This window comes from Shewanella psychropiezotolerans, assembly GCF_007197555.1.
In the GTDB taxonomy this organism is placed as follows: Bacteria; Pseudomonadota; Gammaproteobacteria; order Enterobacterales; family Shewanellaceae; genus Shewanella; species Shewanella psychropiezotolerans.
The window spans coordinates 3,053,057-3,066,889 of sequence record NZ_CP041614.1; the positions used below are offsets into that span (position 1 = coordinate 3,053,057).

A 13,833-nucleotide genomic window follows, 5' to 3' on the forward strand; every position below is an offset into this window, starting at 1 on the left:
TACGCCCTCGTGGGACTGTCAGAAATACAGTGCCTCAGCCAATTACCCAGATGATCGACCACACCGCTCTCAAGGCGACTAAGGACAACACATGGACACTTCAACAGTAAAGTATTTGATCTATCCCGCTATCGGTATTGCACGAGTAGGCAATAGTGAGACTGAACATCTTATTTCTCCCGATTTGATCAACTCGCCCCTGGATAGCAGCGTAAATTACAAAGATGATGCGGGAAAAGTAAAACCCCAGGCGGCCAAATTTCGCATTTATGCCATCGCTGCAAACGGCAAGGTGATAGAGGAGATCACCGCTGATAACGCAGAGTCGATTGAGTGGCGTGTCCACTTAGCCAATCGTAAGGCGATTAACTATGAGTTTCAAAATGCCATGGATCTCGGTCCCTCTCTCTCACTGGATTGCCCTCTGCGAAATGCGCAGATCAGCCCATTGGCAGAGAGACGCACAAAATTGCTACTCGATCCCGGCTCAAGAACCATCTCAGGATCGTGCCGGCAGCAAAGTAACGCCAAAGAGGGAGAGCATTTTTGTTTCGATAGCGCCCAATTCTATGCCGGTACTGCGCATCAGCAAGATGTCTATTTAGGCCAGTTGCAAACGGATCCTTTGGGACGACTGCTTGTCCTTGGCGGGCGAGGGAAATCCGCTAGCTTTGATGGTAAACCTGCCGTCACATTCGCCAACAATGATGGCTGGCACGACGATGTGTCCGATGGGACGGTCAGGGCCACCATTATCATAAATGGTCAATCTTTTGAGGCTGAGCCCGCCACGGTGGCCGTGACTCCCCCTAATTTTGCGCCTGGGATTCAGGGCGCTGTGACCTTACTCGATGTCGTCGAAGATCTGTTTGAACAACACCGGTTGATCGCGCCGATCACCGAGGTCGATTTTTACCGTGATATTTACCCAGTCTTGAAAAGCTTAGTGGATAACCAAGCCGTCAATGCGGGGTTCTACTTTTTGTTCGGTGAAAATGCGCCCGCCAATTTTACCTCTGCCGATCTGCTCGCGAAGTTATCCAATAACAGCCAACAACACCTAGCGCTACGTCAAAAGTTGTTCAAGCAGTTTAGGCCAAGTGAGACCGTGGCACAGTTTCAACGCATCAAGGCCTCCCTCGCGCTGCCGAATCCCAGTGTGTCACCCGCCGATCTGCAGTTTGTCTCGGCATTGATCGAACGTTCGCTGTCCAGCATCCCCGAAGCGGAACTGCTGCAAGTAATGGAGCAGATAACGGCAATATTGGATAATCCATCGCACCAACCCGGCCTCACCTTGCAGGTCGGAAACATAACCAAACAGGCCATTTCTGCCAGCCAAGAGGCCATTCAAGCAGATCTGTTACCGCCATTCTATGGGGATGCCTATGGCGATTATTCAGATAACCCCTTAGCCAACTTGAGTCTGACCGACAGGCAATATGGCGCATTAACGCGCTGGGCCGCTGGCGATTTTGTGGATAATGGTGAGCTCGACCCTGTCAGTTGCGTCGAAGCCTTAGATCTACAAGCTCAACCTCAAGCGCTCACTCGTGGCCATTTAGCACAGTGTTTAGGCGGACCTTTTCATCCTGGGATCGAACTGACCTGGTTCTTACGACTGATGAGTATGTGGAATAAGGACAACCCAATTGATAACATGCGGCTGAATATCTTAGCCGAAGATGAAGAACCCAAGGACTACTTCGGGCCTACACTCACACCGGAAATCGCACTGGCTGAGATGTTCAACGCCAGTGGCCCTGGCACCTTAACGCGTTTCATGGGCGTGCCCTGGCAAACTGATGAAGCCAGCTGTCGCTCAGGACAAGATTACGATCCCGCATATTATCTGCCATTGGCCAGTTTCTGGTCTGCCAGAGTACCCAATCAAGTATTAAGTCAACGCAGTCTTGAACGACTGAAAGATCAATCTCTAACGCCGCTTCAGCGTTTGAAACATCTCGATTATCGTCAAGACTGGCTCAGGTTTTTCAACTCTACAGACTACCAAACGCAGATCAATGGCATGGTACAGGACTGGGATAAAGTGGGCATTGTGAAGCAGCAGATAATCGATCCGCCATTACGCGTTGAAAATTACCAATTAACCTCGCTGTGGGTCGAGTCTGAAGTGAACCCCAAGTTCACGGTCAATGATCCAAGCTATCGCCAGCTACTCCATATGGAAGGGCTGGTCGCTGGCACGGATGAAGCATCCCGCGCGAGTGCCAGCCATGACCAGTACACCCGAATGCTACGACAACTTGAGCAAGAGGATGTGGAGTTCGCCAACCGCAATGAATCACCGAGGGAGACCTTTACCCGTCAACAACTGTTTGGCAAGCATCGCTAGTGCAGCACTATGATGTGGTCATCGTAGGCGCCGGGGTGGCGGGGATGGCCATCTCGGCTGTTCTGGCCCGCCAAGGACTCAGCGTCGTGCTGGTTGACCGAGGGCAGGCTGAAGGGATCTCCACGGGGGAATGTTTAATGGCCGACGCGCTGCCCATCATGGCGCGGTTAGGGCTCGATACCGATTTCATCGCCGCCAATCATATCGCTTTGCAGTCCTATCGGGTGTCTTGGGGCAACAGCAATCCTATGAACGTCACCTTGTGTCCAGTCCTACCGGACCGGGGTGGATCGTCGACCGTCATCAATTTGATAGCATGCTATTGGCACAATGTCATCACTATCAAGTCAGGGTGCATTGGCAAGCCACACTGGATCATGTGCACCGGCAAGCAGATGACCACTGGTTGCTGACCTTTAAGCACACCGATCCGCCGGATATCCGTGCCCGGTTTGTGATTGACGCCAGTGGCCGGGCAAGAGCGCTGACAAAGCAACTGGGGATCAACAGCCTACAACTGGATAAAATGGTCGCTAGCTGCTGTCATATCGAGAACGATAATCAGCATTTTACTGGCACGGCCCATATCGCGAGTGATGTTCAGGGGTGGTGGTACTATGCCAAATACTCCCCTTTACGCGGGAGCCTGTGTTATTTTTCTGACTCAGATCTGGGTCTACCAACCAGCCCAGAAGCCTTGTTATCCCAGGCAGCAAAACAGACTCCGCTAGTTAATATCCTTGCTGGAACCCGGCCGATCAAGCATACCTTTAAACGGTGCGCCGCCTATTCGTCAGCCTTACAAGACTGTACAGGTCATCATTGGCTTGCCGTCGGTGATGCGGCGGTCAGTTTCGATCCTCTCTCCTCCTATGGCATGACGTCTGCGCTGTCAGGCGCGTTCTATGCCAGCCAAGCCGTTATGCGCTTTTTCAATGGGCAGCCAGAGTATCTGCAGGTGTATCAAAGTTTGATTCAACGGAATTATGTGAGTTATTTAGCGCGTCGAGAGCAAGAGTACACCAAAATTAACCCCGAGCTGAGCCTGTTTTGGCAACGCCGGCACTCGTAATACACGGATGTTGAACGCGTCATCATCCGTGTTACCAGGCCAGTATAGGCTTGGTTTACCCCGTTGCAGTCCGATAAACCATTGACTGTAGAATAACCCCATCATGGAGATGATGACGGTACCCAACATTGTGCTCTTAGTGAGTGATGTCGCCTTCAGTATCGTGATCTTTCCGACGCAGTGGACGCAAATGATCACATCACTCTATCGTGAATGTTTGAACGTAATAGTAGTAATAGTAGTAATAGTAGTAATAGTAAGCGTGAGAGGGAATGAAATAATCGCTTGTGGTGACATTCGCTTTTTCAGGGAGGTTATCGCCTCAATAACAAGGAACGTGATAATGACAGATAGCACCGAACAACAGGATAACTGGTATCAGCAGATCAGTGTGGTTGACGCCAGCCTCAATGCGCAAGCCATTGCCAACATTGTGAAAATAGACAGTGAAATGCTGGTGAACATGAATGAGTTGCAGGTTCTGACTCAGCGGGATTTAACCCAGTTTGGTCCCGTTATTGTGGCCCAGTTTACCCCAGGGGGCGGTAAATTTACCTTAGTACACTGTGAGTATGGTAAGCCCTCTCGTATCACCGTTGAGCCGGTTGCTAACCTCTTTGCTATTGCTAAATCAATCGCGCATACCCCATTGGGCATTTACGGCTGTTTTGGGGCTTACAGTACCAATCCACTCAATCAGGGGTGGCGTTCCCCCTTAACAGATTACCGCAACGTCATTGAAAATGGCTTAATGAGTTTGCCCGATATTGAGGTTAAAGATGGCTATCAGATTGATGAGTCCCTCGCCGCATTGTTGGTCAGTCGACTCAATCAGGTCACGGGACAATTTGATGGTGCAGCCCCTGTGCTCAATCATGACAATGTACTGTCGCACATTCAACAAGTGTTCCACACACTGTTGAGTGCCTCCATTGATTTTATCGATACGCAGGCACTGACGCTCGAACGTAACCAATCCCCAGCCAGAGTGTTTCAACAGTGGTGTGCTCAAACCAGCGATGACGACAATGCGCCAGATGACACCGTGTATAAACTGATCACGCAATGCCAGGTGATTGCAGCGACGGCACAGGCTTATGGGATCACGTCGATGATGAAAACCTGGCGCAAGGCATTGACGGCTGAACAATGGCAGAAACTGTATGCTGTGGTCGAAGGCGAGTGGGTGACTAGAGAAAGTAACTCCATTGCCCAATGTATGTTGCCTGAAATGGCAGAGAAGCAAGCGGCATTAAACCAGCACTTGATGATTGTCACCAATCTGGAAGGTGTCTCTGCGGCATTGAAATTCTTGGCCAGGATATTAGAAGACCGTGCCGCGGCGGCGATGATCTTAACCGAACATACTCAAGACCGCGAACACCTCTCTGGACAAACCGATCTCTTAGGACCTGTTATGCAACGTGTGCTCTGCCCCTACCAGATCCCCAATAATAACGACGGTCCGGTTTTGACCAATTAAGTCAAAGAAGCGCTGAGCGCGATCATGCCATAGTGGCCAGTATGCCGAAACAATTGACCGCGAAAGTACGTGCTGAATGCAGCAAAGTTAAGGCGCCTGTGGATGCGACAAAATAGCGTGTTTACGCTTACTTTTGCAGTTTGAGAATCAGGTGCTTTCAATTGAACGATTAGTACACGAAACCCTGCTTATTTATCAGTGAGATCGCACGTTAGTTTTCCACGAATGCTTTGGGTGTAACAAGATATGCCCTTGCTGTGTATCTTCAGTCAGCGGTTGTAGCTCAGCACTAAATACCCCTGTTCGCTCAACAACCTCTATAACATCATGGATCCGATTCGATCCCAAAAATAACGACACCGGGGCTACTTGCTCACCGACCTGATTAAATGCATGCGCAACATCTTCTTCTAGCATGTAAATGAATTCTGCCACGCCTTCATCATTTTCATTCACCAACTGATTGCCTAAGCCCTGCTCACAGCGCAAGATTTTAAGTAGATCAAACAACTTATGCACATCAGTGGATCGTTTTTCTGGGTCTTGATACACCTTTCGAACTTCTACAAGCCTAGTTTCTAGATCCCCCTTGGCACTTCGGCCAATAGCAAGCAGACCTCTCAGTTCTCTTTTGATCTGTCGATAATGGTTGTCTTTAAGCTTCGGCTTTAAATAACGTACCAAGATCTCATTACGCTTAGACATTGGGATAAACCGGGATGTTTCTTCGACGGAAAAGTAAAGATGCAAGAGTGCGTTATCGACGAGATCACTCACTAAAGTGTTGAAGGCCATATTGTTCAAAGAAATACCTAAAGCAGTCAGATTACAAATCAGGCTGAAGTTTATCAGTTTGAGCCGGATGCAAAACTATCCACTGGGACATCTTGCTATAAATTAAAAAATAAAATCCACTTATAATATCGCTTAGCCCCAATGAGTAACCTGAATATAAAAACGATGTGCTTTTAGCCGTTTAAAGAGTGCTGTCTGCCACTAAGGCAACTAGGCATAAGTCACTGCCTCTGGCGTGTCCTGCTCCCAGCGACCGTTTCCATTATCATGGAACCATGAAAACGTTCCTCTATCACCTGCCCAAACAGAAAATCCATGAACTCAAGCCAGTCATGTTGAACAGAATGACCGCCTCAGTCAGGGGTTATTAGCACATGCTCAACGAACACCTGTTAGCCGAAGACATTACCTTCATCAATAGACGAATTCGCAACAGTCAGTACTTCTACATGGATATCAAGCGTGAAGGCATTATGTTATATGACACGGGTAACTTTACCCTTGGTGAAGCCAAAGAGCTGACGGCACTGGAACGTCATCTTCTGGCGCAGGAAGTTTTTGACTATTGGATGAAAGGTGCTGGTTAGGTTTTTTCGTTTCGGTGTAAGCGAAAACTGTCTCAGTAATGAAGCCTTTCAACTGCATTAAGCCACTGAACGCTTTTACTGTGCCATGTTGTTGGTTTTTACCCGCTATAAACCCAATAGCCACGATTTAAAAAAGCTTGGCGGTCGAGTAGCCAGTATTGAGTCGGAGTTTCTCACCGTGTTCCTGCAAGGGACCGAAGAGGAGCGCTGGCTCTTTAAATTGTTGCGAAAAGGCTATGTTGATGCGCGCTATAAACCCAGCTATGTGATAACCAAAGAAGAGCTGGAATGGTTAGGTGAGAGAGTGGAATATCTGCAAGCCCTGACCGAACGTTTGTGTAAAGCCAAAATCGCCTGTTATCTGGATAAATAGCTCACTTATCTCAATGCAAATTGAATAGCCAGCTCCGTGGCTCTAGCCTCTATGCCCCCTTTTGTTGATTGCCTGAATGTCAGGATGATGAAAGTACGCCTTAGTGGGAGGCTTGAGCCCAGTGCAGGCGAGGGTGGCACTTGGCAACAGGTGCCGCCTATCCGACAGTTACCTCTTAGCGTGGTTGCTCTTATCCCTTTTCCCCTTTTCTTTGTTAACCGCAACGAACATCGAACAGCCTTAAAATATAGTGGCACAAGCAAACGACTGATTGGAAAAATTCACTGTCATGACAGGAGCTCACCATCAGGTTTAAGACACCCTTCAATGACCGTTAAGCTTGGCAGTGTATCGTCACTGAACGCGTAGTTAGGGTATTAGAGGTGTTGGATGTGCAGGTGTTAGACCATATTGTGGTGGGATTGAATGATGAAAGAGGCTGGTTATAACCCGCAGCAGGCCACGCGATGTGGCCTTAATATGTTGGCAGGAGCAGGCAAACATGGGGAGAGCGTTGAATAAGTTTTCGATAGCCCATCACCTCGTAGATTTAAAGGGGGGCTAACTGCTTGGAAAACACCGTTAGCGACTCTCACGTCTAAGTGAATAATTGACCGACTGTTTTCTTGGAATAAACATCCTAATTCTGTCATTAATTTCACAGAGAACCTCAAAACCATATTTTGCGCAAAATGACTCCGCCTGTTGTGCCACTACACTTCTTCACTATTTGAAGAGGTGAATTTCATGTATTGCGAACGTACGCCTAATTAGAGCTCGTAAATAAGCCCACATTAGTTCATCGATAACACATTTTGTTGCTGATAGCTGGGACGTCCACATAAATTCTTAGGAGAGCGATGCCCTGAAAATATTCATCGGATAATTTTGGGATTATGCAAGTTAAAAATAAATCACATATCTTCACGTTACTTAGCTAGCTAGATGCGTTAAATATAAGCAACAGGCGAAAAAGCTCAAATAAATGGTGGGATCTTATAATTGCTTATCAGGTTGAGTTAGGTTTGCTTCTAAATATCGGGTAGCAACGAATTAATCTGGTCTGATCGCTTCGGATACCTTGATTGTGGGTCATACGATAATCAATCGAGGTGAACATGAACACAACACGTCAGTATCGAGCTTATGCCAAAGAATTCAAAGAAGACGTCATCGGCTTCATCACTGAGCAGGGCGACACTGTCCCACAAGCTATAGATGCGCTAGAAGTACCGTCAAGACTGCTTGTGACTGGAAAGAGAAGGCTGAAGATTTAGAGATCTTAACCGTGAGTTCAGATGAAAAAGCAGCGTTGTTAGCGCTTCGAAAAGAGGTCGAACAGCTGCGGGTGGAGAAAGAAATATAAAAATACCCAAGGGGCACGCCGAGTCCAGTGGCTTCTTTCACGAGATAAATGAAGTGAATTTTCGGTGTATTCGAGCGTATTTTCCTCGCTCCGCGATAAAAATGCTTTGTGATGTTCTGCAAGTGAGTCGCAGTAATTTTGGTGGTTAGTCAGGTTCGTTAACATTATTAGCGAACGAGAGCGTAATTTATACCGAACGGCAAACGTCTTTTTAACCGTAGCTAAGGAAGTTTAGGTTCTTGTCACTAGCCAAGCAACTCCGCCTAGACGGCTTCAGTATCGATCGTTACCGCACTCGTAGCATCTGCGAAAGCTCGGCTTAGTGGCCACCGAGCGTCAAGCTGACAAGGTAACGACGAAGCGTAAACACAGTGATAGCGTTGCAGATAACCTGCTGAATCTGCAACTTAATCCTACGCCGGCGATTCAGGTTGGGCTGATGATGTGACCTACTTAAGGGCGCATAGTGGGTTGAGCAGTATCAACACGCTTGACCGTAAGCTTACTTAGTTGAGCGGGCATTACCAATGGCATTAAGGCTACGCAAGCCAGAGGTGTCAAGTTTCATCGTGACAGAGGCAGACTTCGCTCGGGGATTTAACACCGATTGGCGATGAGAAATTACAAAGTAAGGTGTCCGGTTGGACTTGAATAGTCCAAAACTAGGAGGGTCTAGGGATATTTTGCTTCGCTTACGACCTGTTTTTACACGTATCCCGACTGATACAAAAACTCGTTTTTGTGTAGTACACATCTGGAGATGAATAATGAGATTATCGAATGATAGATATGGTCTGAATGAAGCCGAATTTGACAAAATATTTTGTCAATGGAATAAACCCAATACGTCATACCCCTCAGATAAAACAATCAATCAACTATTCGAAGAACAGGTAAAAAAAACACCTAACAGTATTGCTTTAGTCTATATGTCGCAAGTTTTGACTTATAAGGAACTGAATCAAAGGGCGAATCAATTAGCAAGATATCTTCGTAAAGAATATAGAAACAAGACATCGACCCCCTTAACAGCCAATACACTCATTGCCTTAAGGCTAGATAAAAGCCTAGAGATGGTTGTTGCCGTTCTCGCGGTACTAAAAGCAGGCGGGGCGTATGTCCCCATTGATCCTAGTTACCCACCAGACCGCTTAGCTTATATATTAGATGATACAAAAGCCCAAATTGTATTAACACAACAACATTTCGCTAAAGCGCTCCCTGCTACAACTCAAGTACAATATATTGTTACTGATTTAGATTCAGACATTTATAACACTGTTGATGGCGATAACCTGAAAGAGTACGCAACGGCTCAAGATCTGGCCTACGTGATCTACACATCAGGAACAACGGGGAAACCTAAAGGGGTGATGATTCCACATAAAGGTATCGTCAATCGCCTAACTTGGATGCAAAGCGAATACCCATTGTCGGCACAAGACGTTGTTCTCCAGAAAACGGCCTATGTGTTTGATGTTTCTGTATGGGAGCTGTTCTGGGCACATTGGTATGGCGCCAAGTTAGTCATGTGTGAACCCGAAGGACATAAGGACAGCAGTTATCTTTATCGGTTGATCAATGACCAGAATGTCACCAAGCTGCATTTCGTGCCAAGCATGTTAGATGCATACAACAGCTACTTAATGGCGAACCACTTAACATTAAACCCCTGCATTAATACCCTATTTTGCAGTGGCGAAGCACTGCAGCCGATCACGATGGAGCAAACCTACCACAATGCTGTCAACAAACAGTTTAAGCTGCATAACTTATACGGGCCGACCGAAGCCTCAATCGATGTCACCTACTTTGAAACCTTTGCGGGTCATGATATCTGTATCGGAAAGCCAATCGCCAATACCAAAGCGTACATCTTAGATGAAAGTCGACGTCCTGTTCCTATCAACACGATTGGAGAACTTTATATCGGGGAGCAGGATTAGCACTCGGATACCTCAATCGTGCACAACTCACTGAAGAACGGTTCATCCCAAATGATTTTGCTACGGAGGATGATATTAGAAATGGTTACACAAAATTATACAAAACTGGCGATTTAACCCGATGGACTGCCGATGGCAACATCAGCTACCTTGGGCGCAAGGATGACCAAGTCAAAATTCGAGGCTATCGTATAGAACTAGGCGAAATAGAATGTACGCTACGGGATATTGAAGCTATTGAACTGGCCTGCGTACTGGCAAAAACCAGAGAAACGGATATTGGCACCAGTAAATATTTGGTTGGCTATTATAAAGTGATGCCCGGCCACAGTACGACACAAGCGCATATAGTGAGTGAGTTGTCCAAAGCATTACCGGAATATATGGTCCCTAACGCCCTTGTGGAGATGGCGGAATTTCCGCTAACGGTGAATGGCAAGCTAGACAAAAAATCGTTACCCGAAGCACACTTCACCGCCACTGAAAACTATGTTGCGCCTCGCAACGACCTCGACAACAGACTCTGCACGCTTTGGCAAAGCGTGCTCTGCATTGAAAGAGTCGGCATCACTGATAATTTCTTTAGATTGGGCGGTGATTCCATTCTAGCGATAGTCTTATCTGCCAAAATGAGCCAGCTCCTAGACTATGAAATAAAAGTTGCCGATATCTTCAAGTTTACAAGTATCGAAACGATCTTAGCGGATTGCCCGAAAAAGAAAAAAATCAGCATTCCGAAGCTTGAACAAAATACATCCGCGCTTTCATTTGCACAGGACAGACTCTGGTTTATTGAAAAATATGAAGAAGGGACATCAGCATATCACATTCCTTGCCTATATCAGCTCAGTCCCGATGCAAACATCAGCTGGGTCAAACAAGCAATACAAGCCGTTGTTGCGCGTCATGACATTTTAAGAACCACGATTGAACAAACGGACCTGGATGATATTCAAGTTATTCATCGTGAGCCAGTATCAATTGCAGAAAAACAGGTGAATGACGGCTCAAATTATCGAGATATACTCAGTGAAGACATCAATGCCCCTTTTGATTTGCGCAGCCACTATCCAATAAAAGTCACTCTTTATCAGCTACAGGATGATAGCTTCAGTTATTTATTGCTCATCAACTTTCATCATATAGCAGCTGATGGCTGGAGCGTTGACATCTTCGAACGGGATTTTATGTCCTATTACGATGTGTATGCGAGCCAACGTGGTCGGAACTTAGCAGAACTTCCCATTCAATATGTGGATTACGCAGAATGGCAAAGAAAGCATTTGCAGGGAGACGCATACCAAGAACAAGTCAACTATTGGAAACATAAACTCGCGGGATCCCCCACCCTAGAGTGCCCAACAGACTTCCCCAGACCCAACAACGTTAGCTATGCAGGCAAGCATGAATGTTTCTCAATAGACCTTGAAACTAGCCAAGCGTTAAGAGCACTAGCAAAACAGGCAAATTGTACTTTGCATACTGTCACGCTCAGTCTTTTTTCACTCCTATTAAGCAAATATTGTCATCAAACAGATATCGTGACCGGGACACCAATCGCAAATCGACACTTGGTACAAACACAGGATTTAATTGGGCTATTTATTAATACGCAAGTAAATCGAGTGCACATTAACGCTTCTGAAACATTCAAAGAACTCATTCAGAGGGTGCAGCAGGATCAAGTCGATGCACAACGACACCAAGACATTCCATTCGAACAATTAATGAAAGAATTAAAGGTAGAAAGAGATATCTCTAGACATCCAATATTCCAAATAATGTTTGGTGTGCAAGGGTTTGGCCATGTAGAAGAGCAGGGCAAAAACAACAAGGGTAACCCCTTGATCCCTTACTCTGGTTTAACCGACATTTATGAGTACGCTCGATTCGATATGGAGTTTTTCATCGATGATAGACAAGAAGCGCTACAAGGTATTATTCGCTACGCGCACAAGCTCTTCAAAGCTGAGACAATCCTCGCCATCATTTCGCGTTATAAATATTTGATTGAACAAGTTGTTAGCATTGCTGATGTCAAAGTCCACACCTTGAGCATTCTTCGAGACGAGGAATTAAAAAAGTTAACCCATGATTGGAACCAAACAGACAGAGCATTTCCGACACACAAAACGATTCATCAATTATTTGAAGAACAGGTCGTCAAAACGCCTCATTCAACCGCAATACTCTCTGCTGAAACGCGTCTCTCCTACCGAGCATTAAATATCCGCGCAAACCAGTTAGCGAGGCAGATAAGACATCTATATCAGCAACGAACAGGTGATGAGCTAGCGCCTAATACATTGATTGCCCTTTACCTGGATAGAAGCATAGAAATGATTGTGGCGGTGCTAGCGGTGTTAAAGGCAGGAGCCGCATACGTGCCAATCGATCCCTCATATCCAACTGAAAGATGTCGATTCATGATTGAGGATACGCAAGCAGAGCTTGTGTTAACACTGAAAAACACTTTACTTAATGAGTATGCAGCGTCAGAAGAGCGTTTATCGCAACCTATTTGCGCACGAGATAAATGGGTGACCATCGACCTTGATGAACCATTCTACCGACAAATCGACAGCAGTAATCTTGAGCCCTATTCCAACTCTGAGCACCTTGCCTACGTTATTTACACCTCAGGAACAACGGGCAAACCTAAAGGAACAATGCTGCCGCATCGTGGCATCGTGAATCGGATCACCTGGATGCAGGCAACGTATCCATTGTCAGGATCGGATGTTGTGCTGCAGAAAACACCCTATGTTTTTGATGTCTCTGTATGGGAGCTTTTTTGGGCTCATTGGTATGGTGCTACGTTGGTACAGGCCAAACCTGATGGCCATAAAGATAGCGACTATCTGAATAAACTAATCGTAAAAGAGAGCGTAACGACATTACATTTTGTGCCAAGTATGTTGGAAGCATACAACGGATTTTTAACGTCGAGTAATGATAAGCTCCCTAATACCATTAAGCAGATGTTTTGCAGTGGAGAAGCTTTACATGAAACCACTGTCAATACAACTTATCATCTTGCACAAAGCCCTGAGTTCAAACTGCATAACTTGTACGGGCCAACAGAAGCCTCCATTGACGTGACATATTTTGAGACTACAGCTGGCAAAGCAGTCTCAATAGGTAAACCGATCAATAATACTCGTGTCTACGTTCTCGATGAAAACCAACAGCCGGTACCCGTTGGTGTCGTCGGCGAGCTATACCTTGGTGGCGCGGGGTTAGCTTATGGATATCTCAACAGACAGGCGCTAACAGCTGCGCGTTTTGTGGACAATACATTTGCAACAGAAAGTGATCGTCAAAAAGGCTATTTAACCCTATATAAAACGGGTGATTTAGTGCGTTGGTTACCCGATGGCAATATCGATTATATCGGTCGTAATGATGACCAAGTTAAGATCAGAGGACATCGGGTTGAGCTCGATGAAATTGCTAGCAAGCTCAGGTCTGTAGACGGGATTAAGCAAGCCTGTGTGATGGTCAAGCAAAGAGTGATCAGTAACAGTGTCACCCAATACCTCGTGGCTTATTACACCGAAACAAGAAAAAACAGTGTTAATGATGAATTAATATTGGATAAGCTTGCTAACGATCTGCCGGACTATATGCTGCCGAGTGTGTTCGTTAAGATGGATGCTTTTCCGTTAACAATCAATGGAAAACTTGACCGTCGGTCACTACCTGAACCGACATTAAACCATGATAAGAACTTTAAAGCCCCGAGAGGTCAACTCGAAACCGCCTTGTGCCACATCTGGCAAGAAGTGGTGGGCCTTCAACAGGTCGGCATTACTGATAATTTCTTTAGGATCGGGGGGATTCAATCCTAGCAAT

The 13,833-nt window shown here is 46.2% G+C and carries 11 protein-coding genes and 2 pseudogenes; 11 read left to right on the top strand and 2 right to left on the bottom strand.

Features of this window, described 5'->3' with window-relative positions; all coding sequences use genetic code 11:
- Nucleotides 1-91 precede the first annotated feature (91 nt).
- The 4 genes and pseudogenes from FM037_RS13570 (at nt 92) to FM037_RS13585 (ending at nt 4,911) form a co-directional block, all read left to right on the top strand.
- On the top strand, nt 92-2,356 hold the full coding sequence (locus FM037_RS13570; RefSeq protein ID WP_144046439.1) for a LodA/GoxA family CTQ-dependent oxidase: 2,265 nt from the start codon (nt 92-94) through the stop codon (nt 2,354-2,356).
- A 14-nt stretch (nt 2,357-2,370) separates the two neighbouring features.
- A pseudogene (locus tag FM037_RS30430) lies at nt 2,371-2,496 on the top strand (FAD-dependent oxidoreductase); the annotation flags it as partial.
- Entirely contained in the window at nt 2,487-3,428 is a 942-nt protein-coding gene (locus tag FM037_RS13580) for an NAD(P)/FAD-dependent oxidoreductase (protein ID WP_144046441.1), read from the top strand. The pseudogene FM037_RS30430 and the gene FM037_RS13580, both read left to right, overlap by 10 nt.
- A 343-nt stretch (nt 3,429-3,771) precedes the next feature.
- The gene (locus FM037_RS13585) at nt 3,772-4,911 is read left to right on the top strand and encodes a hypothetical protein (protein ID WP_144046442.1); all 1,140 of its coding nucleotides are present in this window, start codon (nt 3,772-3,774) and stop codon (nt 4,909-4,911) included.
- Between the two features lie 195 nt (nt 4,912-5,106).
- On the opposite strand, the gene FM037_RS13590 is transcribed toward FM037_RS13585, so the two are convergent.
- Nucleotides 5,107-5,706 carry a DUF2913 family protein gene (locus FM037_RS13590; RefSeq protein ID WP_227992832.1) on the bottom strand — a complete coding sequence of 200 codons (600 nt, stop codon included), beginning with the start codon at nt 5,704-5,706 and terminating at the stop codon, nt 5,107-5,109.
- 374 nt (nt 5,707-6,080) lie between these two features.
- Here FM037_RS13590 and FM037_RS13595 point away from each other — a divergent pair, with 374 nt between their 5' ends.
- From FM037_RS13595 to FM037_RS30435, 3 genes are all read left to right on the top strand, one after another.
- Nucleotides 6,081-6,293: a hypothetical protein gene (locus tag FM037_RS13595; RefSeq protein WP_144046444.1), complete on the top strand. Its 213-nt coding sequence runs from the start codon at nt 6,081-6,083 to the stop codon at nt 6,291-6,293.
- 85 nt (nt 6,294-6,378) lie between these two features.
- On the top strand, nt 6,379-6,666 hold the full coding sequence (locus tag FM037_RS13600) for a HEPN domain-containing protein (protein ID WP_144046445.1): 288 nt from the start codon (nt 6,379-6,381) through the stop codon (nt 6,664-6,666).
- A 350-nt stretch (nt 6,667-7,016) separates the two neighbouring features.
- Nucleotides 7,017-7,115, top strand: a complete 99-nt coding sequence (locus tag FM037_RS30435; protein ID WP_144048949.1) for a JAB domain-containing protein — start codon at nt 7,017-7,019, stop codon at nt 7,113-7,115.
- A gap of 149 nt (nt 7,116-7,264) precedes the next feature.
- On the opposite strand, the pseudogene FM037_RS29460 reads toward FM037_RS30435, so the two are convergent.
- Nucleotides 7,265-7,371 (bottom strand): annotated as a pseudogene (locus tag FM037_RS29460) (GNAT family N-acetyltransferase); the annotation flags it as partial.
- A 413-nt stretch (nt 7,372-7,784) separates the two neighbouring features.
- Between FM037_RS29460 and FM037_RS30440 the strand changes: the two are divergent.
- From FM037_RS30440 to FM037_RS13630, 4 genes are all read left to right on the top strand, one after another.
- Nucleotides 7,785-7,943 (top strand): hypothetical protein, encoded by a 159-nt coding sequence (locus FM037_RS30440; RefSeq protein ID WP_407695644.1) that lies wholly within the window; start codon nt 7,785-7,787, stop codon nt 7,941-7,943.
- A gap of 411 nt (nt 7,944-8,354) precedes the next feature.
- A complete protein-coding gene (locus FM037_RS30445) occupies nt 8,355-8,480 on the top strand; it encodes a hypothetical protein (protein ID WP_407695645.1) in 126 nt (41 codons plus the stop codon).
- A 319-nt stretch (nt 8,481-8,799) separates the two neighbouring features.
- Nucleotides 8,800-9,978, top strand: a complete 1,179-nt coding sequence (locus tag FM037_RS13620; protein ID WP_144046446.1) for an AMP-binding protein — start codon at nt 8,800-8,802, stop codon at nt 9,976-9,978.
- 206 nt (nt 9,979-10,184) lie between these two features.
- A complete protein-coding gene (locus tag FM037_RS13630; protein ID WP_267874895.1) occupies nt 10,185-13,829 on the top strand; it encodes a non-ribosomal peptide synthetase in 3,645 nt (1,214 codons plus the stop codon).
- The last annotated feature ends 4 nt before the right edge of the window (nt 13,830-13,833 follow it).

Coding starts and splice junctions, on each gene's coding strand:
- FM037_RS13570 (WP_144046439.1), top strand. CDS start 92: ATGGACACTTCAACAGTAAAGTATTTGATCTATCCCGCTATCGGTATT.
- FM037_RS13580 (WP_144046441.1), top strand. CDS start 2,487: ATGTTTAATGGCCGACGCGCTGCCCATCATGGCGCGGTTAGGGCTCGA.
- FM037_RS13585 (WP_144046442.1), top strand. CDS start 3,772: ATGACAGATAGCACCGAACAACAGGATAACTGGTATCAGCAGATCAGT.
- FM037_RS13590 (WP_227992832.1), bottom strand. CDS start 5,706: ATGGCCTTCAACACTTTAGTGAGTGATCTCGTCGATAACGCACTCTTG.
- FM037_RS13595 (WP_144046444.1), top strand. CDS start 6,081: ATGCTCAACGAACACCTGTTAGCCGAAGACATTACCTTCATCAATAGA.
- FM037_RS13600 (WP_144046445.1), top strand. CDS start 6,379: ATGTTGTTGGTTTTTACCCGCTATAAACCCAATAGCCACGATTTAAAA.
- FM037_RS30440 (WP_407695644.1), top strand. CDS start 7,785: ATGAACACAACACGTCAGTATCGAGCTTATGCCAAAGAATTCAAAGAA.
- FM037_RS13620 (WP_144046446.1), top strand. CDS start 8,800: ATGAGATTATCGAATGATAGATATGGTCTGAATGAAGCCGAATTTGAC.